Here is a 22,290-nt window from a genome sequence, read left to right as displayed (position 1 = left end):
GGATTCTGGGTTCCAGAGCCCATAGTCTGTAAGTGGTTGATTCTCTAGATCCACGCCAACCGCATCTGAACCCCGCAGCTACTCACATGAGCACCTGCGGGGTTCAGCCATACCACCTGAGTGAAACCGATGGGAGGCTCCAGGTGCCCCGCAAACCAGCAACGCCCTGTTCTCACCCTGGCTGCCCAGAGCTATCGAACGACAGGTTCTGCCCATCACACGCCCAACAGGATGCGCAAAGCTACCGGCGTTACCAGCGTGACCCTAAAATCAACCGGCGCTATGACCATCGGTGGCGAAAAATCCGGGACCGATATATCGCAGCTCATCCTTTGTGTGAGCAGTGCCAGATGGATGGCCGTATCACCCCGGCGCAGGAAGTCCACCACGTCCTGCCGCTTGAGCACGGCGGTAACCACGACGAGTCCAATCTTCAGGCTTTGTGCAAGCCCTGCCACTCACGGCAGACAGCCCGTGATGGAGACCGATGGAGACAAGGAAAGCTCTACACCTACTAACCCCTATACTTTGTGTGGCCGTGTGTGCCAGATACAGGGGCTGAGCTAGCAGTTGGCACTATCTTCGAACTGCTTAGAGTTTGCCGGACGGCGGCCAAGTTGGGCCGGGTAGGGGTGGTGAAATCTCTACAGCCGAGGGTGAGACGAGCGGGCCTGGGGGCTTGCGTGTAAAAATCCCGAATCAAACAGGGTATTAACCGACAACACTCGAAACGAGCTGCCGAAATCAGGTTACAGCTATCGAAGAGAGTGCTTATTTACGAAGCGAAGTTATAAAAACCCCCTTTTCAAAGCCTTTCCATGTAGGGAAGCATTCCTGTTTACCTACACAGCCAGATAACGATTTCTATAGGAGGAATCTCATGTCAGATCCAATGGTTCTAGAAGCTCAGCGCTGGTTGAACCGAACCTACGGCGACAAGACCGGGTTTGGCTCAGTCACAGAAAACGGAAAGACAGGCTGGGCAACAATCAACGCGCTCATCCGTGCCCTGCAGATTGAACTAGGCATCACATCGACCGCAAACACTTTTGGGCCAGGAACTCAAACACGCTTCAAGAATCACTGGCCCAACGGGATTAACCAAAACACCACCGACAACAATGTGCACGGAATCATCCAATGCGCATTATGGTGCAAGGGCTACCCGGCAGAATACGGTGGAATCACTGGGCGCTTTACATCAAATGTTGCTGATTCGATCCGCACCCTAAAATCCGATATCGGCATTGCCAACAACAGCTCAACCATTGACCTTGAGCTGATGATGGTACTTCTGTCGATGAAACAGTTCCGACTGCTAGCAGATTACGGTGGAAAACTTCCTATCCGGGCTGCTCAGCAATCCATCAATCGCCAGTACAAAAACTACACTGGCATCATTCCCACCGACGGCCTATATGGTCGTGAAATGAACACAGCTCTGATTCAGGTGCTTCAAGCCATCCAGGGCTTCACCCCTGCACAAGCCACCGGAAACTTCGGTGACGGGACACGATCCAGGCTGCAAACAATCAATGGCGGAACCAGCCAATGGGTATGGCTTGCCACTGTAGCTCTGATTTGCAACGGTTACTCATTATCCCCAACTAGCACGTGGAATAGCGGGATAGCTGACCACATCAAGCGGTTCCAGCAAGTGCACGCGCTGCCCGTAACCGGAAAGGTCGATCCAACCACATGGATGAGCCTTCTCACCTCAAAAGGTGATCCAGAACGCGACTGTGTTGCTTGCGATACACGCTTCCAAATCACAGATGAACTCGCAGAACACCTAAAGGCAGACGGCTACCAAATCGTTGGCCGCTACCTCAGTGAAGTCGGTATCGAGGATTTGTTACCAGAACAATACTTTAAGGCGATCCGCCCTGGGGAGTTGCGTCGCATTCTTGACCATGGTCTTAAATATTTTCCAATTTTCCAGGAATACTCGACAGCTCTGCGACACTTCACTCCTGAGACTGGAGCACGCCATGCAGCAGAAGCGCAAGCATCTGCGCAGCGGCTGCGAATTCCACCAACCACTATCTATTTCGCTGTTGATTACGATGCCACGGACCCGGAAGTCACCACTAACATTCTGCCTTACTTCAGAGCTGTGTCAGCAGGACTTGCAGGTAACTATCGAGTTGGAATCTACGCCTCACGCAATGTGTGTCAACGTGTTATCGATGCAGGCTACGCTGTGAACGCCTTTGTGTCTGATATGTCCACCGGTTTTTCTGGCAATCTTGGATTTAGGATTCCAGAGATGTGGAACTACGATCAATTTCACGAGATTCGTAGATATAAGGGGAAGTGGGATCTGGATCGGGTGGCATGGTCTGGATTAGAACAGCCGTGCTCAACTCTGCTGCCAGCATCAGTAGCACCAACACCCGATCCTGATCCTGGGGTTTCTCACCAAGATCCGCTATGGAAATGGGTAGCTGAGACCGAACGGCAATGTGTGGAAGCAATGAGTGGCTTCATGAACCCCCTCGCTCCATACAAATCTCTAGCTGGACAATTCATCCTTGAATGGTTGCGTAAACCAAAATACTGGGGTGATAAATACCTCGGATTGTGGAGGCTGTACACCCCAGAGGTAGCATATCCCTCAGATTTGGCAGCAGCCCGCGCAATGTGCGCACAAATCTGCTCTAGTCGTCCTGAGATTAGAGGTACCATTCCGCGCAGAGATATCGAGCACCTAGCTGCATCAATGCTTGGTTACCTCACCTGGGGCTTAGCGGAAGATCATGCAGACTACGGTCTCGGCGACCTAGGCGGGTGGGGGCTAGACCTGCTGCAAATTTGGGGAGTGTTCGACAATAGCTCTACCACTGAGTCTTTGGCTTCATGGCTGCGTAACCACCTGGGCAAACTGGATGACAGCAGCGGGTTCGACTACGAAGATTTGCTCGCTGATGCGGATGCGTGGTTACTCGTTAAAGCAATGCAAGGACGTAGTGGAGACACGAGATTAGCTGATGCAATGCGTGAGGTTCTAGCACTCAGCGAGACGAATCGTATCCAGAAGTTCTACCGTGAGCGGTTTGGTGGGAGCGCGAATAATCTTGCTGAGTCGTTTGCCAAGCTTGCAGACGGAATAGATGTTTGGGGGTTTGAGAACTTTGAGTTTGGTAAAAACAAACTCTTGTCTGCGTCTGGAGCCTCCAGGCTGCCGGATGTTGGCGAGGCACATGTTCTAGGACGGACATATGCGGCGATACTCTCACGCCCAAACCGGGGACAGTAAAGTTCCAATTTTTTTCAGGTTGATGACAGTCTCCCCCTCAAGGCTATTCCCCAGCTAGAGGGGGAGACCCGATACGTCCATGAGCAGAATGAGAGTCTCTACGGCAGTCAATACTGAAACTACTGCAGCAATTACTGCCTGCGCTATGAGAGCACACCGGTTTAGCACAATTCTTTTATTAGCCGGGGGTTGGAATCCACTGAGGTAGGTTGAGTGCCGTAAACGGTGCCAAATCAACCCCAATATCCATACTCCCCATAGTGCTAAACCCGTGAAATTAGTAACGGCGAAACGCTGAGACCACAGCGGGGAAGGCTGTTCAATCTCGGTAGGGAAATGGTAAAAGATGTCGGTAATTTCAGTCTGAAACCAGCCAGCAACAGCTGGAACTAACAGGATCAAACCACACATCCATACAATTTTCTCAATAATAAAAAATCTGCACAGGGCAGATACATCTGAAGTAGCTACTGATGGAACATTGTCCTTCTTCATAAGGCTTTCTCCTTTTTCGTTTCACATCGCCAGGATTCTAACCCTCTCGTTAATGGTGCTGTGATGTCGTGCGTATTTCAACAGTAGAACATGCGTTCCACCGTGCATGTCTCAGCTACAGACAAACAGATACTGGAGGTGAAACCTGTGGCTAAAGACGGCACGAACCGTGGTGGCCGGCGCGTAAAAGCTGGCCGAAAACCAGATGCGTTGCATGAAAAACTCGCAGACGGCAGACCAGCCACCCGGCTCACCCCACCAGAGCCACAAGACCTCGACCTCTACGACTTCACTGGCAGGGACATCGGCGACGGCGTGGAACTCACCGGCTCAGCCATGCCGCCGCCCTCGGACTACCTCTCAGCCGAACAGCGTGACGGCAAACCCCTCGGTGCTGACCTGGTCTACAAGGAAACCTGGCAGTGGCTCGATGAACGCGGCTGCACCGACTTCGTCTCCAAACGCCTCATTGAGTCTTATGCCCAAGCCTTTGCCCGCTATGTCCAATGCGAAGAAGCCATCTCCAAATTTGGTCTGCTCGGCAAGCACCCCACCACCGGCGCAGCCATCGCCTCACCGTTCGTTGCCATGAGCCAGTCTTTTTCCAAGCAAGCCAACGTCTACTGGTACGAAATCTACGAAATTGTAAGGGCAACCTGCACCACAGACTACAGCGGCTCCAGCCCCGGCGATGACGTCATGGAACGACTCCTCAAAGCCCGCAGCTAAACTCAGCACACTCAAAAACACAGTTTTTCTGGCACCTACCAAACACGGTAGGTGCCATTTTCATACCCCAACAACACAACATTCATCGAAAGGTGTGGATCTACTCATGACCCTGAAAACAGCTGAATCCGTCTGCATCGGACACCCCGACAAGCTCTGCGACCTCATCTGCGAGACCATCTTGTCCAACATCCTCCTCGAGGACCCGGCAGCCCGAGTCGCTGTTGAAGCAGCAGCCAAAGGCAGGCACATCTACATCCTGGGTGAAATCACCACCACGGCCCGGCTCTACCTAAAAGAATGAACCCGCAAAGCCCTGAGTAAGGCAGGCTACAACCCCCGTAGCTTCCGTATTCACCTGAACATCACACGACAGTCAGCTGGCATTGACCACGACGTCACCCAGTCTTACGAATCACGCACCGCCCAGGACAATACCGCCACGCTCTGCTCGGAGCTGGAGACCAAGGAACCGTCTATGGCTACGCCACAAACGAGACCAAGGAGTAACTACCGGCCCCGCTGGTCATCGCCCACAGAATTTGTCGCCGCCTCGATGAGTCCCGTACCAAGGGGCCGATTACTGGTATCCGCTCTGACGGCAAGGCTCAGGTCACCCTCCACTACGACGAGAACGACAAACCCGTCAAGGCCACCGCCATTGTGGTCTCGATCCAACACTTTCCCTCCAAGAAGCGTGCAGAACTAACACGGGAACTACGCTCGCTGGTGATTTGCCCGGCTCTGGGTGATATCCCGCTGGCCTAGGACACAACCGTCCTGATCAACCCTGCCGGGCCCTTCATTACTGGCGGCCCTCAAGCTGACAGCGGGCTTACAGGAGCTGGGCGGTAAAGCCAAAGCCATGGTGGTGACGTCCTCCCGGGCAGCTGCCGTGCGCTACCAGCGGGCCTTCGAAAAGGCCATTTCTGAAAAGAGCCTGCCCCTCAAGACTCTGGTTGCTTTCTCCGGTGAACTGCCCGACCCCGACGTTGAGGTAGTACCCGGGGTTGATACCCCCACCGTGACCGAAGCGTCCATGAACCCAGAGCTCAAGGGCAGGAACCTAGCTGAGGTCTTCAACCAGGACGGCCAGCACATTCTGATTGTGGCCAACAAGTACCAGACCGGCTTCGACCAGCCCCTTCTGGTTGCCATGTATGTGGACAAAAAGCTCTCGGGCATCACCGCCGTGCAGACCCTCTCCCGCCTCAACCGCCGGGCAGAAGGAAAAGAAAACACCTACATTTTGGACTTCGTCAACGACCCCGAGCAGATTCGCGCCGCCTTCGCAGAGTACTACGAGGACGCCCGCATCGAGACCGAATCAGACCTGGACCTGGTTGCCAAGCAGGTCGATAAGCTAGAGGCAGCAGGTATCTACAACCGGGCCGATGTGGAACAGTTCTGGGAAAAATGGGTTAGCCCCGGTGCCCGGCAGGCCACCTTTGACTCCCTGATTTCTATACCCGTGCAGCGCTTTGTCACCCGCTGGAAGGCAGCCCGGGAAGGGCTAGACGGTTCTGCCGATAGGGCCGCCCTTGAGTCCCTGCTGGAGTTCCGCTCAACCCTGGCCCAATATGTGAAGTCCTACGCCTTCTTCTCGCAAATCTTCAACTTCGGCGACCCCTACTACGAGAAGCTCTCAGCCTTTGCCGACCTGCTCTCGCGCAAGCTGCGCCGCTTTACCCTCGATGAAGTATCCCCTGAGGTCGTGAACGTGGACGACATCGTCCTCACCCACTACCGCCTCGAAAAGCTGCGCGAAGAGGAAGACTTGAAGCTATCGTCCTCCCAGGCGGCTGGGCTGCAGGGCATGACGGAGGCCGGCCTCGCCAGTATCCAGGAGCGCGAGCGCAAAGCCCGCTCTGAACTGATTGAGAAGATTAATAAGTACTTCCACGGCCTTGACCTGAGTGACGAGCACCAGGTGGGCTTTGCTACTACCTTCGTGGCTGAGGCGGCCAAGGACGCCGGGCTCAAACAAAGCGCCATGGCCAACACCAAGGTGGACTTCTACCATTCGAAGAATGTGCGCGTTGGCCTGGCGAATAAGCTCTGGGACTACAGCTCAGATACAGCTGACCTGATTGACCACGTGCGCAAGTTGCCGGCGGAGCAGTTCGTGGAGTTCATGCTCGACATGGGCCTGTACGAGCTGCTGCGGGGCGAGAAGGTGGAGGAGCTGACTCCGTAAAAGGGGACCACCTTAGCGATCTTTGTATGCTGGTATAACTCCGACCATCGAATCGAAGTAGGCTATAACCTTATTAGAAATTGTTACGCGGTTTGGAATCAAGTTTCTCCCAGCATTCAAATGCAACATCGCATGTGGTAGGGTAAAGGTATCAGACACCGCCCACCTCTGTTACATGGAACCTCAAAGTTCTGCATGTATCATGTGGCGGTTTTCATTTTAAGTAGGTGCTTATGGCTGAAAAAGGGTTCCTAGACCACCCAGATCTCATCAACAGACTTGAGCAGCTGGGGATGCAAATCGACGATAAGACTAAAGCTGAAGCAGAGCTCAGAAGACTCGGCTACCACCGCACGAGCGGCTACAGATATCCCTTTAGAAAACTTCGAGAGCCCCTCACCGATGATCTCATCAAACGTAGAGAGTTCCGCCATGATGAGTTTGAAGCTGGCTCAAGGTTCGAAGACTCTATAGCGTTAGCAGATTTCGACACCAAACTACGTGCCGTCATTTTGACAGGTATCTTTGATTTAGAGGTAAGACTAAGAACCGCTATCGCCCATGTCATCGCAAAGAAAAATCCAAAAGGGCATCTTGAGATTTCATGCTTAGATTCCACAAAATGTTATGAACTTACTTCTTCTCGAGATCAAACAACCAAGTTTGAGGCTTGGAAAGCTCAGTACGAGAGCGCCAAAAAATCCAAAAATAATGACGATTTCATAGCGCACCATACGCTTGTCTACAAGACAGAAATTCCTGTGTGGGCAGCACTAGAAATTGTGTCCTTTGGAACCCTAATTCACTTTTATCTTTTGATGAAGGTAGAAGACCAAAATGATGTGGCAAGAAATTTCGGGGTTCGACAAGGCACCAAGTTTGGCTCCTGGCTACTTGCAATCATGGACTTAAGAAACGACTGCGCTCATGGTGCTAGAGTTTTCAATAAGAGCATGAAAAGGAATGTGTCTGTTCATTCAAACTCTTACTTCAAAAAATATTTAAAGCATATAGATAAGGAACTCCCTGCCGACAAAATATACATGCCGTGTGTCTTACTCGCCCATATGCTTAGATGCCATGAATCTGGCACTAACTGGCACAATACGTTCAAAACGCAGGTTAAAAAGTTACCCCAAATATATCTGCAAGAATTATCTGAACCGCTTATTACTGCCGAACGTAACATGGGTTTTCCTGGCAACTGGCAAGAATTAGAAATCTGGAATAACTAATATTCCGCATGGGCCTCTACGAACTGCTGCGGGGTGAGAAGGTGGAGGAACTGAGCCACTAGATATTGTGGGACATCTTAGAGAGCAAGCTCTCCGCCACCTGCTCCACGCCCAGGCGGTACTGTGCGGAATCACGATCTGCACGACGCACATCCGTTAAATCAAGAACAGCCCTACTCTGTTCCTCTGGAATCTTAGAGTTAGCAATCCACAGAACCGGCACAATATTCTTGCCGTCTAACACAGACAAGTCACCTATTTGCTTGACCCAGCGAGGTGTCACCAAAGCCAAGCCAACAAGGGGTACCTGCTCGTCAGCGTCCGCGCCCAGCGTATGAGTAAAATGTGCCGGATCATCATCCAAAACAAGCTCAACGCTCAAACCAGACAGACCCTCAACAGCATCAGCAACATCTTCAGCAAAGCCACGAATATTCCCTGCTAACGCAGAGCCCTCATCAGCCGCAGCGAAACTAGCAACGACACGCACATCAACATCGCCAGTTTTCTTAGAGGGCTCAAGCTCTGCCCGTGGCTCTATCGCAGTTGCGCGCGCTCTGTTCATCAACCCCTGCCACAAACTAGCGTCCCACAAGGCGGCCAAGGGAAGAGCCCAAATTTTCTCGCCTAAAGGCACAGGCCGAGCCACGTTACAAACAACGAAGCCCCGTGTAACCCTGTCACCATACAATTCTTGAAAGCTCTTCAACCCCTTCAAGAATTCAGGCTTTACACGCGCAGAAGCTTTCACTTCCACAGCAATGAGAGAACCTGCAGAATCACGCAAGACTACATCGACCTCAACGTCCTTGTTCTTAATCCGCTGACGCCAATGGAATATATCCACACTACGCTCAGCCCATCCAGCATGGGCACGTATCTGCTGCATCACCAGCGTCTCAATCAGACGCCCTCGTACATCTGCATCAACTAACTGTGCATCACTCGTACTGACCAAAGACCGAGCGGATAAAGCCACATCTGCGGGGAAAAACTTAGCTGAAGACCGCAAAGACCTCTTTGAAGCCCGATGCAGGTTGGGGACCTCATATATCAAGAAACGTTTTTCGAGAGCGTCGAGATAAGAATCAACTGTGCGGCGGTCCATTGAGAGTTCTCTGCCCATTTCAGAGATATTTAGCTCTGAAGCAGGGTGCCTTAAAACATAAGCCAAAATCTCATGTGCACGTACCTGATCAAACGACTCACCTGGCTTTACCCGCTGAGTTAGGATGCTTCTTATCCCCTCGTCAATAGCCAGGCCTAACGTAGAGTTCACTGAATTGCCAGCAAACCGACGATACTGGGGCATACCTCCTAGAACGATCGCATCAGATTCAATATCCAGAGGTTGTGCTTGCTCCCCTGTAACCGGATTTGCATCAAATAGAGCATCTATCACAGACCACGGCTGCTGATGGGGAGAGCTGATTTCTGCCTCGCTTAAAGGCTCTAATGATACTCGTAAAGCCCTGCGTGCCAGAGGGTCAGTGCCGCCAAAGCCGCTTTGCCCGATGCTTGAAGAACCAGTAAGAACTAGACGAATTGAGTCCTGGTTCTCATCTAGAACCTGTTTCACAGCAACCGGTAGCTCAGGAACCAGCTGAGCTTCGTCGATTGCGCAGGGCCACTCTAGACCACGGAGCCAACCCACTGTATCAGCCTCAACCACTGCTCGCAGACCGGTATCAGCCATCGAATAAACTGCCTTCAGGTGCCCCCCATTGGCCAGCTTGTTCACTAAGCTTGTCTTCCCCACTGCACGAGCGCCTTCGATAATCACGACAGGCGCAACAGCAAGCAGGTCAAGTATCTTGGGCTCAAGGAATCTGGGATAGAACGTCATAGGTCAAATTGTACATTCAATGCACAAAATTTTGTACATCGGATGTACAAGTTGGTAAAGTACTAGGTGAATTGACCAGTTCACCTCAGTAGTCATCTTCAAGGGATAGGAGGGTAGGAAATGACTATTAGCGCTGTAAATTCTGCGATGTATAGAGCAGCCAGAAAAGCTAAAAAGGCACTAAAGACCAATAGTAAAACCACAACTTGTCGCTCACGCACCGAGCATACGCGTGGCACAGATGGTCTAACAGACGCAAAACGGAGTCTCTATGCGCTACAGGCAAAGTCTCTGCACAACAGCCTGCCCGTCAAAGACCTCGAAAAGGCATTTAGCCGTCTAGCTTCAGAGAAACGCTAGAACGAACGCAATCCACCGCTAGGCGGGGCGTGAATCGCTCTGTGAGCCAGCTTGTTCACCAAGATTGTCTTCCCCAACTGTACGAGCCCCCTCTATAACCACGACAGGCACAACAGCAAGTAGGTCAAGTTTCTTAGTATCAAGGAGTCTGGGATAGAACGCTATAGATCAAGTTGTACATGTGCGCAAGATACCAGCTGAGCAATTTGTCGAGTTCATGCTCGAAATGAACTGCTAGATGGGCTCTGTACGGTTTACTCGTAGTGGGTCCACATTTTTAGCACATGGACAGTGTGTTCCTCTTCGAACACGTCATAAACAAGTCTATGCTGAACGTTGATTCGTCTGGAATACAAGCCCGCCATGTCTCCAACGAGTTTTTCGTAGCGTGGAGGGTTCTGCCAAGGGTTTTCAGCAATTACCTCTAGCAGCTTCTGAGCCTTAGGTTGCAAGCCAGAACGTTTGAGTTTGAGTGCATCCTTTTGCGCTTGCTTGGAGTAAATCAGTTTCCAGCTCACCAAGGAAGCTCCGTGCTGCCTTCGCTCAGAGGCTCCTTGCGAGCCTGCTGGATACTTTCTCGGACTTCAGGGATAGAGCTGAGGTATAGAGTTTCTTGGATAGCCAGCCAATCATCTTCGCCAATTAACACAGCGTTACCTCGCTTTCCTGCAATGGTAACAGGGTGCGAGTCAGCATTGACCTGGTCAACCAACTGGTAGAGGTCACTGCGGGCGTTAGTTACTGAAATCGTAGTCATACCCCAACAATACGGAATTACGTACGCCTCAGCAAGAGGGGGCAAAATATTATCTGGATGAATGAAGTAACCTCGTGATATACCAATCGCCCGAGTCATGAGCAGGTCAAGGTCGACTTTGATGCCGCTGAACTCATTCAACTGGCATTGAGTACAATAACGAATATTTCAGCCGATACATGCTAGGAATGCGAGACCTTATACTGAACCCTGACTGGGTACTAAAGGCACTAGATGATGTGCCTTTCCAGAAACGCGAAGAGCAGGATTATTCCCATTCTGAGACTTAACTTATTGGGCTAGAAGTGCTCTCGGGCTCGCAGCGAAGCTGCTGGCTCGGGGCTGGCGTGAATCGCCTTGTGAGCGAAGCGAACCAGGCGAGAGGGTCGGCAGCGAGCGCGAGCCCGAGAGCACGCCAAGCGTGAGCCTGGTGAGCCTTACTCGTCCTCTCCTAACGTACTTCGTACCCCGCCGCTCGGATTGCGTCCTTCACTTCCCCGATGCTGACCTCGCCGAAGTGGAAAATAGAAGCGGCCAGCACGGCGTCCGCTCCTGCTTCGATGGCGGGCGGGAAGTGCTCGGCTGCGCCCGCGCCACCGGAGGCGATCAGGGGTACGGTGACGACAGAGCGCACCGCGCGGATCATGGGCAGGTCAAAGCCGGCTTTGGTGCCGTCTGCGTCAATGGAGTTCAGCAGGATTTCGCCCACGCCGCGCTCCTGGGCCTCAGCAACCCATTCGAGCAGGTCAAGCCCGGTGGAGGTGCGGCCGCCGTGGGTGGTCACCTCGTAGCCGGACGGGGTAGCGTCAGACTTCTTGGCGTCCGCAGAGAGCACCAGCACCTGGGAGCCAAACCGCTCGGTTATCTCGTTGATCACCTCGGGTCGGGCAATAGCCGCAGTGTTAATAGAGGCCTTATCGGCGCCGGTGCGTAGCAGGCGGTCGACGTCCTCAGCGGTGCGCACTCCCCCGCCTACGGTCAGCGGGATAAAGACCTGCTCAGCGGTCGACGACACCACATCGAAGGTGGTCTGGCGGTCAGAAGAAGAGGCGGTGACGTCCAGGAAGGTCAGCTCATCGGCGCCCTCAGCGTTGTAGCGCTTGGCGAGTTCTACCGGGTCGCCAGCGTCGCGCAGGCCCTCAAACTTAACGCCCTTGACCACGCGGCCGGCGTCCACATCAAGACACGGAATAACACGAATGGCAACACCCACAGGCGCGCCCCCTTTCCTTGAAAACAAAACTGAAGCGGCGGCGTCCGCCCATATCAGGGGGCAAGGACGCCGCCGGGTAAAGTTACAGGCGCGCGGCCTGAATAGCGGTGACTAGGATGCCGCGGCCGCCGATGTCGTAGAGGGAATCCATGACCTTATTCGCTGCCTTGCGCGGCACCATGGAGCGCACGGCAACCCAGCCCTCGCGCGAGAGCGGCGAGATGGTCGGGGCTTCAAGGCCGGGGGTCAGGGTGGTGGCAGCCTTGAGGTTAGCCTCTTCGATGTTGTAGTCAATCATCACGTACTGGCGGGCAATCAGCACACCCTGCAAGCGGCGCTGCAGGCGCTCAAGACCGGCGTGGTCCTCAACGCCGGGGCGCTTAATGAGCAGGGCCTCAGAGCGCATAATCGGGTCGCCGAAGGGTTCAAGGCCGGCAGCGCGCATGGTGTTGCCGGTTTCCACGACGTCGGCGATGGCGTCCGCAACCCCCAAACGAATTGAGGACTCAATAGCGCCATCCAGGCGCACCACCGACGCGTTGATACCGGAGCGTTCCAGGTAGTCGGTCAGCAGGCGCTTGTAGCTGGTGGCGATGCGCTTACCTTCAAGTTCGGACGGGTCGGTGTAGGTACCGGCGGGCCCGGCCAGGCGGAAGGTGGAGCGGGCAAAATCGAGCTTGAGTGCTTCCTCAGCGTGGGTGCCGGAGTCGAGCAGCAGGTCGCGGCCGGTGATGCCGACGTCCAGGGTGCCCTCACCCACGTACACGGCGATGTCGCGGGGGCGCAGGTAGAAAAATTCAACCTCGTTGTCCTGGTCAACGAGCACCAGCTCGCGGGAGTCGCGGCGCTGGAGGTAGCCAGCTTCGGTCAGCATGGTGATGGCAGCCTGAGAGAGCATGCCCTTGTTAGGAACTGCAACGCGCAGCATAGGTTTTTCCTTTGCAGTGATGGTTTAGAGGTACTTGTAGATATCTTCGGGAGTCAGTCCCTTGGCGATCATCATGCACTGCAAATGGTAAATCAGCTGTGAAGCCTCTTCGGCGAACTCGGCATCAGACTGGAATTCAGCGGCCATCCAGACTTCCGCTGCTTCTTCTACGATTTTCTTGCCGATAAAGTGCACGCCTTTGTCGAGTTCCGCAACGGTGCCGGAACCCTCAGGGCGGGTTTCAGCCTTTTCGGCCAGTTCTGCGAATAGGGTTTCAAAGTTCTTCACGGTTTCTAGCGTACCGCTCTTTGAGGTGCTGGCGTTACCGGGTAGGTTTAGATTTCATCTTTCGGTCACGCGCACAGGATGAGGTGCGCGGACGGACGCCCGCCCTCCTACCCCAGGACAGGGCAGGAGGGCGGGCGTCGGGACCTACTTACCGGGTGCTGTAAATCGTGTGGCTTGTACCCACCGGAAAACTAGCCGAAACAGTAAGTTCTGCACCAAGTGCTGTGATGTATTTGTGGAGGGTTTTGAGACTCACGCTCCCAATATCTCCCTTTTCCATTTGGGAAATTCTTTTTTGGGAGACACCGATCTTTTCAGCTAGATCGGTCTGCGTCATTCCTAATTCTTTACGCAGTTTTTGCAGTTGGTATACATGCGCTTCAGCATGCATGGCATCAACCAGGCCTTGTAATTCCTGGGAATCTACCGGGCGCATTTGTTTCAGTTCTTCAAGCGTTGTCACGGCGCTTCCTTAGGTACTCTTCATAGCGTTTCAAAGTTTTATGAGCCAGTCTTGAACAACACTTACTTCGACCGCTCTCTCTTGAGTAACGTCAGATTACTATAAATACGATTTATCAAATAGGTAAAGCCGAAGAATACGGGATTTATTTTAATGAAACAAGACGTCCCAGGCTCGCAGCAAAGCTGCTGGCTCGGGGCTGGCGTGAATCGTATTGTGAGCGAAGCGAACCATGCGAGAGGGTTGGCAGCGAGCGCGAGCCTGGAGCGCCTTGAATGCAACTAAACCTGCTTGAGTGCCACCACGGTTTCCAGTGCCGCTGCCATGGCCTCGTAGCCCTTATCTTCGTTGGAGCCGGGCAGGCCAGCACGGTCGATGCCCTGCTCTTCGGTGTCGCAGGTCAGCACGCCAAACCCGACGGGGGTTTTGGTTTCTACAGAGACCTTAGTCAGGCCGCTGGTGGCGGCGTCGCAGACGTAGTCAAAGTGCGGGGTTCCGCCGCGGATGACCACGCCCAGGGCGACGAGCGCATCGTACTTCTCGGCCAGGGTTGCGGCGGCTACCGGCAGTTCGAAGGTGCCGGGCACGCGCACGATGGTCGGTTCGATACCGGCGTCCGCTGCGGCGCGACGGGCACCGTTGAGCAGGCCGTCCATGATCTGGGTGTGCCAGGACGCCGCAATCACGGCGACCTTCAGACCTGCGGTGTCTGCGGGGTTGAGTTTAGGGGCGGGTGCTCCTGCTCCGCTCATGGTGTTCTCCTTAGGGTTGGGTTTGGGGTAGGTACCAGCTAATTCAGAAATGACCACAAACTAGATGGGTTTTTCTGACTCAGATGGTACCTAGTTGAGGATGTGGCGCATACGGTCGCGTTTAGTGGCGAGGTAGCGCTCGTTTTCGGGCCGGGGTGCAACAATATCGGGCACCAGCCCTGTCACCTGCACCCCCAGCTCGGTTAGGGCTTCTGCCTTGGCCGGGTTGTTGGTAAGTAGGCGGACGCGGGTCAGCCCGGCTGCTTTCAAGATGGCGGACGCCTGGGTGTAGTCCCGTGCGTCTGCTGGGAAGCCCAGGTGCAGGTTGGCGTCGAGGGTGTCGTCCCCGCCATCTTGCAGGGCATAGGCGCGGAGCTTATTGACCAGGCCAATGCCCCTGCCCTCGTGCCCGCGCAGATACAGCACCGAGCCGCCCAGTTCCTGTACGGTGGCGAGGGCTTTTTCTAGTTGGGGCCCGCAGTCGCAGCGGTAGGATCCCAGTAGGTCGCCCGTGGCGCATTCGGAATGGAGCCGAACCAGGTGGTCTTGCCCTTCCTGCTCAGGTGTGAGGGGGCGTCCGTCCGCGCCGACGGCGGTGGCAAGCATGTGCTCGGTGCCGTCGGCAAACTCGTAGGCAGATACGGCAAAGGTGCCGTGAGGGGTGGGCACCAGCACCGGCTCGCTCCTGGCTACCAGGGTGTTCTTATCGCTCACCGTCGTGCTCCTGCAGGTAGGTGACCAGGTCAGCGATGGAAATCATGGGCATGTTGTGCTGGGTGGCAAAGGCGCGCAGGGCGTCAAAGCGCATCATGGTGCCGTCATCATTCACGATTTCCGAGATAACACCAACGCCCGATAGACCTGCCAGCAGAGAAAGCTCGACGGCGGCTTCGGTGTGGCCGGGGCGCTGGCGCACTCCCCCGTCGACCGCCCGCAGGGGCAGGACGTGGCCGGGGCGGGTCAGGTCACCAGCAGAGGAGGTCGGGTCGGCAAGAACCTGAACAGTTCGGGCCCGGTCTGCCGCTGAGATACCGGTGGTCACGCCTTCGCGGGCATCGCAGGTGACGGTGTAGGCGGTACCCTTGGCGTCCTCATTGACTTCGAGCATGGGCGGCAGGTTCAGGGCATCTGCGCGGGCGGCACTCATGGGGGCGCAAATGACGCCGGAGGTATAGCGGATGGTGAAGCCCATGAGTTCAGCGGTGGCGTGTTCGGCTGCGAAGATGATGTCGCCTTCGTTTTCGCGGTCTTCGTCATCGACCACAACCACGGCACCGCCGCGGGCAATTTCGGCGACGGCGCGTTCGACGGAATCGAGGGCGGCGACCCGGTGCTGGGTTCCACCGCCGGCGCTGCCCGGGGTAACGCCAAGACCCGCCACTGAACCCGAGACAGCCAGAATACGTTGGACGTACTTAGCGAGGGCATCGGTTTCGAGGTTGACGGTATCGCCCACGGTCAGCTCACCTAAGGTGGTGGCTTCAAGCGTTGCGGGGATCAGACCTACCTCGAACCAGTGGGTGTCGGCCTGCGGGTGGGATACGGCGGTGACGGTCAGCGACGCACCCGAGACAGTAATAGAGCCCTTCTCGGTGAGGTGGGCTGCCATATCCCGCGGCACGCGCACGCGCACGGTACGCCAGGATTCGTGGTCTTCAACCTTGACCACGGTGCCCAGGCCGTCCACGTGGCCCTGCACGACATGCCCGTCGAAGCGTCCGCCAGCTGGCATGCAGCGTTCCAGGTTGACTCGATCACCGGGTGCGAGCTGGCCCAAGTTGGTGCGGCGCAGGGTTTCACCCATCATGTCGGCGGCGAAGTAGCCCTCGGCCAGTTCGCGGGTGCGGGTGGCGGTCAGGCAGACACCATTAACGGCCAGGGAGCCGCCGTGCTCAAGATCGTCAATGAGCGGGCCCGCCTTGATGGTGACGACGGCTGACTCAGCCCGCCCCTCAGAATCGAGTACGGGTTCTATGGATTCTACGGTGCCGGTTGCGGCAATGATTCCGGTAAACATGAGGTCCTTAGGTGAGATGGTGAGGCCGATAGACGCAGCGCCGCGTGTTGGCGTGGGGCTGGCATGAATCATGTCGAGCGCCCCGGCGCGAGACATGAGAGGGTCACACGCGGCTGCGTCTATCGGGCGCACCTTGTCGGGTTTCTATTCGTTTGCTGGCACGAGCCGGGTGCGGACGTCCGAACCCAGGGTCTGCACTGCTGGGTGGTGGGTGAGGTGGTCCAGCTGCCAGTGCGCTGCCTGGCTTAGGCTGCTCACGCCGAGGTCGCCGAGGGCTGGTTTACCGGCGCCGAGCAGCAGGGGCGCCCGGTACCAGTAGAGTTCGTCGATGAGGTTGGCACGCATAAAGGCGGTGATGAGGGTTGGCCCGCCTTCCAGGAGCAGATGCCGGACGCCCCGGGCGTAGAGTTCGGTGAGAGCCTGTTGGGGGTTGCGGGTTGGCAGGTGGACGGCTTTGCCTTCACTGATAGCGTCGGCAAGGTATCCGTCCGGAAGCTGACTAGTTCCCATCACGACGCGCAGAGGTTGTTGCTCGGCAAGCTGCCCCTCGGGCGTCCTTGCTGTGAGCTGGGGGTTATCGGCCTGCACGGTGCCGGTTCCCACCATGATGGCGTCCGCGCGGGCGCGCAGGGCGTGGCCGTCGGCGCGGGCTTCTTCCCCGGTGATCCACTGGCTTGTTCCGTCGGCGGCTGCGATGTAGCCGTCGAGGGAGCTTGCGATTTTGGCGGTGACGAAAGGACGCCGCCCGGCAGCGGCAGTGAGCCAGCGGGCGTTGAGGGCGTAGGCGTCATCTTCCAATAGTCCGCCATGAACAGCTATGCCCTGCGAGCGCAGGTAGGCTGCTCCCCCGGCGGCGTCGTCGGTGGTGTCGGCGTAGGCGTAGGTGACCTCAGCGATACCGGCCTCGGCTATAGCAACTGAGCAGGGGCCGGTGCGGCCGGTGTGGTTGCAGGGCTCTAGGGTGACGAACATGCGGGCCCCGCGAACGTCGATGCCGGCGGCCCGGGCTTGGGCGAGGGCGTCGGCTTCAGCGTGGGGTGTGCCGGCGCCGCGGTGCCAGCCGGTGGCAAGCACCTGCCCGGTGGCGTCCGCAATCACGGCGCCCACCAGGGGGTTGGCCCCGCGCACGCCCTTGCGGGCGCTGTCGAGGGCAAGTCCCATGGCCTGGGTGTCGGTAAGGTGTGCCATAGTTAGCGTACGTCGACGGTGGGGTCGGGGAAGGCTGTTTCGACCTCAACCTTGCCCATTTCGCGGTTGCGGGTGCGCCACCAGACGAAGAAGCCGGTGAGGGTGAAGGCCCCGTAGAAGAGGTACATGAAGGCGCTGGCGTAGTAGCCTGCTGACCAGAGCAGGGGCACGCCGACCACGTCCACGGCGACCCAGACCAGCCAGAATTCTACCCAGCCTTTAGCCATGCCGTAGGTGGCAAGCAGGGAGCCGGTGAAGATCCAGGCGTCTGACCAGACTGGCTCGTAGGAACCCAGGGCGCGGAAGATGGGGGTAAGGACGCCGGTGCCGACCAGCATGAAGGCGACCATGAAAGCTCGTTCGCGCCAGCTGGCCCACTGGGGAATCACTGCTGCCTGGCCTGCGTCGCCGGTCTTGCGGGTTTGGTTCCAGCGGTACCAGCCCCAGACGGAAACGGCGATGAACATAATCTGGCGGCCTGCCTGCCCCAGCAGGTTAGCGGTACCGTAGGTTGACCCGAAGAGGGTACCTAAGAAGACGGTGAGCAGAAGCAGGTTGCCGAGAATACCGACGGGCCAGGCCCAGACTTTGCGACGCATGCCGCCGAGGGCTGATAGTAGGCCAAAGATGTTGCCAAGGACTTCGCGCACCAAGAGGGACTGGTTATCGCCAATCGCAATTTGAGCGTCGAAGAGCCACCGCAAGAAATCCATAAAAAACTCCCAAAGCGAGTGGCTCCGGGAGAACAAATCGAGGGTACCCGGCGTTGGCTGGCTTCGTTGGGTGTCGGTGAGGACGCCGGTGGGCCTGGCAGTCGGGTACGGCAGGTGCCGCGGGGGCACCTTACGGTTTGCTCGTGCTACCTTCCATCCAGACTGTACTGTCTGCCAAGGAATTCCACCTTGCAGGTATCGGGCACGTGGATGTGCCGTCAATTAGCGGGCTGTCACCGCAGGTTCGGATTTTCACCGGGTCCCGGAGCACGATATGTATATTTACCCTTCAAGTTATAGCACGGCTGGAGCGCTCAGGCATATCAGGGAGGCGCGGTGTCATATTGTGACTTATTGCCCGAAAAGAGGGCTGGGGTAAGCCCGCAACAGGGTGAGCATTGATACATTCGGTGAGACCTTACCCCGCCTATACCGTCTATCTAGTCTGCCCCCCCTGAAACCTATGTTGCCTCAGAATAAGCCCAGCTACCGGGCGTCCGCCCCCGAAGCCATGGACGCCGAACAGCTCACCGCCACCCTCGACCAGTTGCCCGTCACCCGCCGTCACGCCCGCCTGCTGGGGGTGACCGGTATTGGTTGGGCGCTCGATGCCATGGATATCGGCCTGATCTCTTTTGTCATGGCCGCCCTGATTGCCCACTGGGGTATTAGCTCGGGTCAGGCATCGCTGTTGGGCTCTATCGGGTTTTTGGGCATGGCGATTGGTGCCACCCTGGGCGGTCGCTTATCAGATAGGTTTGGGCGGCGCGCAATCTTTGCGGGCACGCTTCTGGTCTACGGGCTGGCTACCGGTTTTTCTGCCCTCGCTACGACCTTTACCATTCTGCTGGTGCTGCGTTTCATCGTGGGGTTGGGGCTCGGCGCTGAGCTGCCGGTAGCTTCCACCTATATTTCTGAGTTTGCCCCGCGGGCTGTGCGCGGGCGCATGGTCGTTGTCCTTGAAGCCTTCTGGGCGGTCGGCTGGATTCTCGCTGCCCTCATCGGTACCTTCGTCGTGAGCCGCTCCGAGGACGGCTGGCGCTGGGCTCTTGCCATCGGCTGCGTCCCTGCCCTCTACGCCCTGGTGGTGCGGTGGGGGCTCCCCGAATCGGTACGGTTTCTCACCCGATGCGGCGACCTTACCCGCGCCCGGTCCGTGGTTGCCGGTTTCGCGGCCTCCCCGCCCTTGCGGGCAGAAGCTGCGCGGACGCCGTCCGCCCCTGCCGCTACCGAGCAGGCTTCAGCCGAGCTGGCTCGGGCAACCTCCATCTGGTCAGCGGCGCTACGCCGCCGCACCCTTGCCTTCTGGGTCATCTGGTTCTGCATCAACCTTGCCTATTACGGGGCTTTTATCTGGATTCCCTCGCTACTGATTCAGCAGGGCTTTAGCCTGGTCAGCTCCTTTACCTTTACCCTCATCATGACCCTGGCCCAGCTACCGGGCTATGCGGTGAGCGCCTGGCTGATTGAGCGCTGGGGCAGGCGCTCCACCCTGGCTACCTTCTTGCTGGGCTCAGCGCTAGCGGCGGTAGCCTACGGCCTATCGCACGAGGTCTGGGCACTGGTAGCTAGCGGCTGCATGCTCTCCTTCTTCAACCTGGGTGCCTGGGGTGCTCTCTACGCCATCGGGCCAGAACTCTACCCCGGCCATCTGCGCGGTTCCGGCACGGGTGCGGCTGCCGGGTTCGGCCGTCTGGCCTCTATCACCGCTCCCCTGCTCGTGCCCGCCCTGCTGCCGCTGGTGGGTATTTCGGGGCTCTTTGTTCTGTTTGCTCTAGCCTTCTGCACGGCAGCTGGCGCGACCTTCCTGCTGCCTGAAACCCGCGGCAGGCAGCTCGCCTAACCCCGAGACGGTCATCAGTCGCTACACTTGAGGTGCATAAAGTTTTCTACCCCCGACCATAGGTGAGCTGTGTCTGACGCGAAACCCGCCAATATTCAAAAACGTGATACCACCTTCAAGCAGGAGCACGGTGCCGTGGCGCACCTGGTCAAGCGCAAGCCCGAGCAGGCTGTCGCCCGCGCTGTGAAGGGCGCCCAGAAGCTGCTGGACGAAGGCCAGGGCAAGCAGGCCCTGAACGTGCTGACCCTAGCCAAGCCCGTACTGGTTGCCGGGTCTAAGGACGCCGCAGCCTACTACACCATGCTGGCCACCATCCACCGCTCCATGGGCAACGAGCAGGCTGCCGAGCGGGCCGAGAAGAACCTGGCCTAAGGCTCACTAGCTGCCGGGGAGCCGGTTCAGCAGCTCCTTCACAAAGGCCTCGTTATCGGCATCCCCAGCGGCGGCGTAGTGCTCCGCCGACCGCACCAGGTAGCCCTGGGCGGCGTCCGCGTCCCCTTCTTGAGCTGTGACCAGGGCAAGTAGCTGGTAGGTCTCGGCGAGAAAAGCCTGGTCGCCCAGCTCCTCAGCAAGATCAAGAGCTTCAGTGAGCAGGGGGCGGGCAGCGTCCGTATCCCCCACCGCCAGCAACCCTTGAGCCTGGGCATTGCGCACGTGCATAAGCTGAACCGTGTGCTTGCCCGCAGCATACAGCTCATAAGCCTGGACCAGATAACTCTGGGCACCAGCTTCATCCTGGGCCTGCCGGGAAAGTCCCGCCAGCGCCACCAGGTTATGGGCCTGCCCCTCGGTATTCCCCTGAGCTTCATAGCCGCGCAGCCCCTGGGCGTACCAGGTCTTGGAGCGCTCAAAGTCGCCCAGTTCAGCGTGCAGGGAACCCACCTCGGTGGCAAAGTCAGGCAGCTGCTCGGCATCAGGTTTAGCATCGGCCAGCAGGGCGTGGGCGCGGGTGACTTCTGTGAGAGCTGGCGCGAGATTCCCCAGGTCGCGGTTGACCTCGCTCAAGATTTTCAGGGCAAGAATCTGCCCGAAGACTTCGCCGGCACTCTCAAAACCACCGGCGGCGGCCTGCAGAGCGGGCAGGGCGTCGGCCAATTGCCCGGCAGCGATGAGCTCCTGGGCACGGGCCAGCTCGCGGTCGGCTTCTTCAAGGGGAGTAAGGTTCTGGGTCATGGCATCCTAGTGGGTATGGGCGGACGCGGCAGCCCGGCGCAGGCCCGCGATAGCGGCTTCGAGGTCGTCCGCACCGTAGACAGATGAACCGGCAACAAAGCAGGTGGCACCAGCCTCGGCCGCCCGCACAATTGTTTCTTCGGTGATACCACCGTCAACCTGCAGAATCACCTCAGCCCCTGAGCTCTCGATGGCGGCGGCCGCCCGCTTAATCTTGGGAAGGGTGACGTCAAGGAAGGCCTGGCCGCCGAAGCCCGGTTCAACGGTCATAATCAGGAGCATGTCGAGTTCACTGAGCATATCCATGTAGGGTTCAACGCCGGTGGCAGGGCGCAGGGCCATGCCCGCCTTAGCACCGCTTTCGCGCAGGGTACGGGCCAGTTTGATGGGAGCGATAGCGGCCTCGGCGTGGAAGGTCACCGACTCGCACCCAACCTCAGCGTAGGCAGGGGCCCAACGGTCGGCGTCCTCAATCATCAGGTGCACATCAAAAGGAATGGGCGAGACCTCTTTGAGGCGCTTCACGACGGGCAGCCCCCAGGTCAGGTTGGGAACGAAGTGGCCGTCCATCACATCAATGTGGGCGGCGTCAGCGGTCGAGATAGCGGTGAGCTCCTCCCCCAGCCGGGAGAAGTCAGCGCTCAAAATGGAAGGGTTAATCAGGCAGGTCATAGGGATCCTTTCGTTGCCGGTCTTATACCCATCGTAGTGCCGAGAAGGCACAGGGCACAGAAAGCAAGGCCCGTCACAGTCCAACTGGTGGTTTTGGGGGCTAGCGAATAAGCCGGGCAGACTAAACTTTGTACGGTCTTTTACATACTTATTCAAAGGTTT

Annotated in this window: 24 protein-coding genes and 1 riboswitch; of the genes, 9 read left to right on the top strand and 15 right to left on the bottom strand. The window is 57.1% G+C overall.

Annotated features, from left to right (window positions below):
- Positions 1-86 precede the first annotated feature (86 nt).
- The gene (locus tag L6758_RS10970) at positions 87-518 is read left to right on the top strand and encodes an HNH endonuclease (protein ID WP_272878577.1); all 432 of its coding nucleotides are present in this window, start codon (positions 87-89) and stop codon (positions 516-518) included.
- A gap of 362 nt (positions 519-880) precedes the next feature.
- On the top strand, positions 881-3,259 hold the full coding sequence (locus L6758_RS01195) for a glycoside hydrolase domain-containing protein (RefSeq protein WP_237204844.1): 2,379 nt from the start codon (positions 881-883) through the stop codon (positions 3,257-3,259).
- Between the two features lie 54 nt (positions 3,260-3,313).
- Here the strand turns inward: L6758_RS01195 and L6758_RS01190 are convergent, their stop codons facing one another.
- Positions 3,314-3,754: a hypothetical protein gene (locus tag L6758_RS01190; RefSeq protein WP_237199990.1), complete on the bottom strand. Its 441-nt coding sequence runs from the start codon at positions 3,752-3,754 to the stop codon at positions 3,314-3,316.
- Between the two features lie 210 nt (positions 3,755-3,964).
- Between L6758_RS01190 and L6758_RS01185 the strand changes: the two genes are divergently transcribed.
- The 5 genes from L6758_RS01185 to L6758_RS01170 all read left to right on the top strand — a co-directional run bounded on the left by L6758_RS01185 (position 3,965) and on the right by L6758_RS01170 (position 7,915).
- Complete coding sequence (locus L6758_RS01185) at positions 3,965-4,483, top strand: P27 family phage terminase small subunit (RefSeq protein ID WP_237199989.1); 519 nt, start codon at positions 3,965-3,967, stop codon at positions 4,481-4,483.
- A gap of 106 nt (positions 4,484-4,589) precedes the next feature.
- Complete coding sequence (locus tag L6758_RS01180; protein ID WP_237199988.1) at positions 4,590-4,787, top strand: S-adenosylmethionine synthetase N-terminal domain-containing protein; 198 nt, start codon at positions 4,590-4,592, stop codon at positions 4,785-4,787.
- A 218-nt stretch (positions 4,788-5,005) separates the two neighbouring features.
- Positions 5,006-5,251, top strand: coding sequence for a hypothetical protein (locus tag L6758_RS11070; protein ID WP_369126948.1), 246 nt, complete (start codon positions 5,006-5,008; stop codon positions 5,249-5,251).
- Positions 5,252-5,354: 103 nt separating this feature from the next.
- Positions 5,355-6,680, top strand: a complete 1,326-nt coding sequence (locus L6758_RS01175; RefSeq protein WP_237218595.1) for a type I restriction enzyme subunit R domain-containing protein — start codon at positions 5,355-5,357, stop codon at positions 6,678-6,680.
- Positions 6,681-6,913: 233 nt separating this feature from the next.
- Positions 6,914-7,915: an Abi family protein gene (locus L6758_RS01170; protein WP_237199768.1), complete on the top strand. Its 1,002-nt coding sequence runs from the start codon at positions 6,914-6,916 to the stop codon at positions 7,913-7,915.
- Positions 7,916-7,973: 58 nt separating this feature from the next.
- Here L6758_RS01170 and L6758_RS01165 read toward each other — a convergent pair whose 3' ends face one another.
- From L6758_RS01165 to pnuC, 12 genes are all read right to left on the bottom strand, one after another.
- Entirely contained in the window at positions 7,974-9,761 is a 1,788-nt protein-coding gene (locus tag L6758_RS01165) for an ATP-binding protein (protein WP_237204842.1), read from the bottom strand.
- Positions 9,762-10,375: 614 nt separating this feature from the next.
- Positions 10,376-10,639, bottom strand: a complete 264-nt coding sequence (locus tag L6758_RS01160; RefSeq protein ID WP_237185320.1) for a Txe/YoeB family addiction module toxin — start codon at positions 10,637-10,639, stop codon at positions 10,376-10,378.
- Positions 10,636-10,878, bottom strand: coding sequence for a type II toxin-antitoxin system Phd/YefM family antitoxin (locus tag L6758_RS01155; RefSeq protein ID WP_237185321.1), 243 nt, complete (start codon positions 10,876-10,878; stop codon positions 10,636-10,638). The genes L6758_RS01160 and L6758_RS01155 overlap by 4 nt, the downstream gene beginning before the upstream one ends.
- A 451-nt stretch (positions 10,879-11,329) precedes the next feature.
- Positions 11,330-12,091 (bottom strand): imidazole glycerol phosphate synthase subunit HisF, encoded by a 762-nt coding sequence (gene hisF / locus L6758_RS01150; RefSeq protein ID WP_185173038.1) that lies wholly within the window; start codon positions 12,089-12,091, stop codon positions 11,330-11,332.
- A gap of 82 nt (positions 12,092-12,173) precedes the next feature.
- A complete protein-coding gene (gene hisG, locus L6758_RS01145) occupies positions 12,174-13,019 on the bottom strand; it encodes an ATP phosphoribosyltransferase (RefSeq protein ID WP_185173039.1) in 846 nt (281 codons plus the stop codon).
- A gap of 24 nt (positions 13,020-13,043) precedes the next feature.
- The gene (locus tag L6758_RS01140) at positions 13,044-13,307 is read right to left on the bottom strand and encodes a phosphoribosyl-ATP diphosphatase (protein ID WP_135012131.1); all 264 of its coding nucleotides are present in this window, start codon (positions 13,305-13,307) and stop codon (positions 13,044-13,046) included.
- A 148-nt stretch (positions 13,308-13,455) separates the two neighbouring features.
- Positions 13,456-13,770 carry a helix-turn-helix domain-containing protein gene (locus L6758_RS01135; protein ID WP_237185323.1) on the bottom strand — a complete coding sequence of 105 codons (315 nt, stop codon included), beginning with the start codon at positions 13,768-13,770 and terminating at the stop codon, positions 13,456-13,458.
- A gap of 281 nt (positions 13,771-14,051) precedes the next feature.
- Positions 14,052-14,522 (bottom strand): 6,7-dimethyl-8-ribityllumazine synthase, encoded by a 471-nt coding sequence (gene ribH, locus L6758_RS01130; protein ID WP_237204841.1) that lies wholly within the window; start codon positions 14,520-14,522, stop codon positions 14,052-14,054.
- Positions 14,523-14,612: 90 nt separating this feature from the next.
- Positions 14,613-15,236 (bottom strand): GTP cyclohydrolase II, encoded by a 624-nt coding sequence (locus L6758_RS01125; RefSeq protein WP_237225416.1) that lies wholly within the window; start codon positions 15,234-15,236, stop codon positions 14,613-14,615.
- Positions 15,226-16,539 (bottom strand): 3,4-dihydroxy-2-butanone-4-phosphate synthase, encoded by a 1,314-nt coding sequence (gene ribB, locus L6758_RS01120; protein ID WP_237204950.1) that lies wholly within the window; start codon positions 16,537-16,539, stop codon positions 15,226-15,228. Before ribB ends, L6758_RS01125 begins: the two co-directional genes overlap by 11 nt.
- 144 nt (positions 16,540-16,683) lie before the next feature.
- Complete coding sequence (gene ribD / locus L6758_RS01115; RefSeq protein WP_237204840.1) at positions 16,684-17,727, bottom strand: bifunctional diaminohydroxyphosphoribosylaminopyrimidine deaminase/5-amino-6-(5-phosphoribosylamino)uracil reductase RibD; 1,044 nt, start codon at positions 17,725-17,727, stop codon at positions 16,684-16,686.
- Positions 17,728-17,729: 2 nt separating this feature from the next.
- Positions 17,730-18,440 (bottom strand): nicotinamide riboside transporter PnuC, encoded by a 711-nt coding sequence (gene pnuC / locus L6758_RS01110; RefSeq protein ID WP_237204839.1) that lies wholly within the window; start codon positions 18,438-18,440, stop codon positions 17,730-17,732.
- Between the two features lie 140 nt (positions 18,441-18,580).
- Positions 18,581-18,714, bottom strand: a riboswitch (FMN riboswitch).
- Between the two features lie 189 nt (positions 18,715-18,903).
- Between pnuC and L6758_RS01105 the strand changes: the two genes are divergently transcribed.
- The gene (locus L6758_RS01105) at positions 18,904-20,283 is read left to right on the top strand and encodes an MFS transporter (RefSeq protein WP_423817190.1); all 1,380 of its coding nucleotides are present in this window, start codon (positions 18,904-18,906) and stop codon (positions 20,281-20,283) included.
- 69 nt (positions 20,284-20,352) lie between these two features.
- Positions 20,353-20,655 (top strand): hypothetical protein, encoded by a 303-nt coding sequence (locus L6758_RS01100; protein ID WP_237204838.1) that lies wholly within the window; start codon positions 20,353-20,355, stop codon positions 20,653-20,655.
- 6 nt (positions 20,656-20,661) lie between these two features.
- Here L6758_RS01100 and L6758_RS01095 read toward each other — a convergent pair whose 3' ends face one another.
- On the bottom strand, positions 20,662-21,456 hold the full coding sequence (locus L6758_RS01095) for a hypothetical protein (protein WP_237204837.1): 795 nt from the start codon (positions 21,454-21,456) through the stop codon (positions 20,662-20,664).
- Between the two features lie 6 nt (positions 21,457-21,462).
- Positions 21,463-22,128, bottom strand: a complete 666-nt coding sequence (gene rpe, locus L6758_RS01090; RefSeq protein WP_237204836.1) for a ribulose-phosphate 3-epimerase — start codon at positions 22,126-22,128, stop codon at positions 21,463-21,465.
- Between the last annotated feature and the right edge of the window lie 162 nt (positions 22,129-22,290).

The organism is Rothia nasimurium, assembly GCF_928382285.1.
Lineage (GTDB): Bacteria > Actinomycetota > Actinomycetes > Actinomycetales > Micrococcaceae > Rothia > Rothia nasimurium_E.
This window is presented reverse-complemented; position numbering and strand designations above follow the sequence as displayed.

What these genes read in the sequence shown, in the direction of transcription:
- L6758_RS10970 (WP_272878577.1), top strand. Translation starts at nt 87, where the DNA reads ATGAGCACCTGCGGGGTTCAGCCATACCACCTGAGTGAAACCGATGGG.
- L6758_RS01180 (WP_237199988.1), top strand. Translation starts at nt 4,590, where the DNA reads ATGACCCTGAAAACAGCTGAATCCGTCTGCATCGGACACCCCGACAAG.
- L6758_RS01165 (WP_237204842.1), bottom strand. Translation starts at nt 9,761, where the DNA reads ATGACGTTCTATCCCAGATTCCTTGAGCCCAAGATACTTGACCTGCTT.
- ribD (WP_237204840.1), bottom strand. Translation starts at nt 17,727, where the DNA reads ATGGCACACCTTACCGACACCCAGGCCATGGGACTTGCCCTCGACAGC.
- ribH (WP_237204841.1), bottom strand. Translation starts at nt 14,522, where the DNA reads ATGAGCGGAGCAGGAGCACCCGCCCCTAAACTCAACCCCGCAGACACC.
- ribB (WP_237204950.1), bottom strand. Translation starts at nt 16,539, where the DNA reads ATGTTTACCGGAATCATTGCCGCAACCGGCACCGTAGAATCCATAGAA.
- L6758_RS01155 (WP_237185321.1), bottom strand. Translation starts at nt 10,878, where the DNA reads ATGACTACGATTTCAGTAACTAACGCCCGCAGTGACCTCTACCAGTTG.
- hisG (WP_185173039.1), bottom strand. Translation starts at nt 13,019, where the DNA reads ATGCTGCGCGTTGCAGTTCCTAACAAGGGCATGCTCTCTCAGGCTGCC.
- L6758_RS01170 (WP_237199768.1), top strand. Translation starts at nt 6,914, where the DNA reads ATGGCTGAAAAAGGGTTCCTAGACCACCCAGATCTCATCAACAGACTT.
- L6758_RS01105 (WP_423817190.1), top strand. Translation starts at nt 18,904, where the DNA reads ATGTTGCCTCAGAATAAGCCCAGCTACCGGGCGTCCGCCCCCGAAGCC.
- rpe (WP_237204836.1), bottom strand. Translation starts at nt 22,128, where the DNA reads ATGACCTGCCTGATTAACCCTTCCATTTTGAGCGCTGACTTCTCCCGG.
- pnuC (WP_237204839.1), bottom strand. Translation starts at nt 18,440, where the DNA reads ATGGATTTCTTGCGGTGGCTCTTCGACGCTCAAATTGCGATTGGCGAT.
- L6758_RS01195 (WP_237204844.1), top strand. Translation starts at nt 881, where the DNA reads ATGTCAGATCCAATGGTTCTAGAAGCTCAGCGCTGGTTGAACCGAACC.
- L6758_RS01095 (WP_237204837.1), bottom strand. Translation starts at nt 21,456, where the DNA reads ATGACCCAGAACCTTACTCCCCTTGAAGAAGCCGACCGCGAGCTGGCC.
- L6758_RS01190 (WP_237199990.1), bottom strand. Translation starts at nt 3,754, where the DNA reads ATGAAGAAGGACAATGTTCCATCAGTAGCTACTTCAGATGTATCTGCC.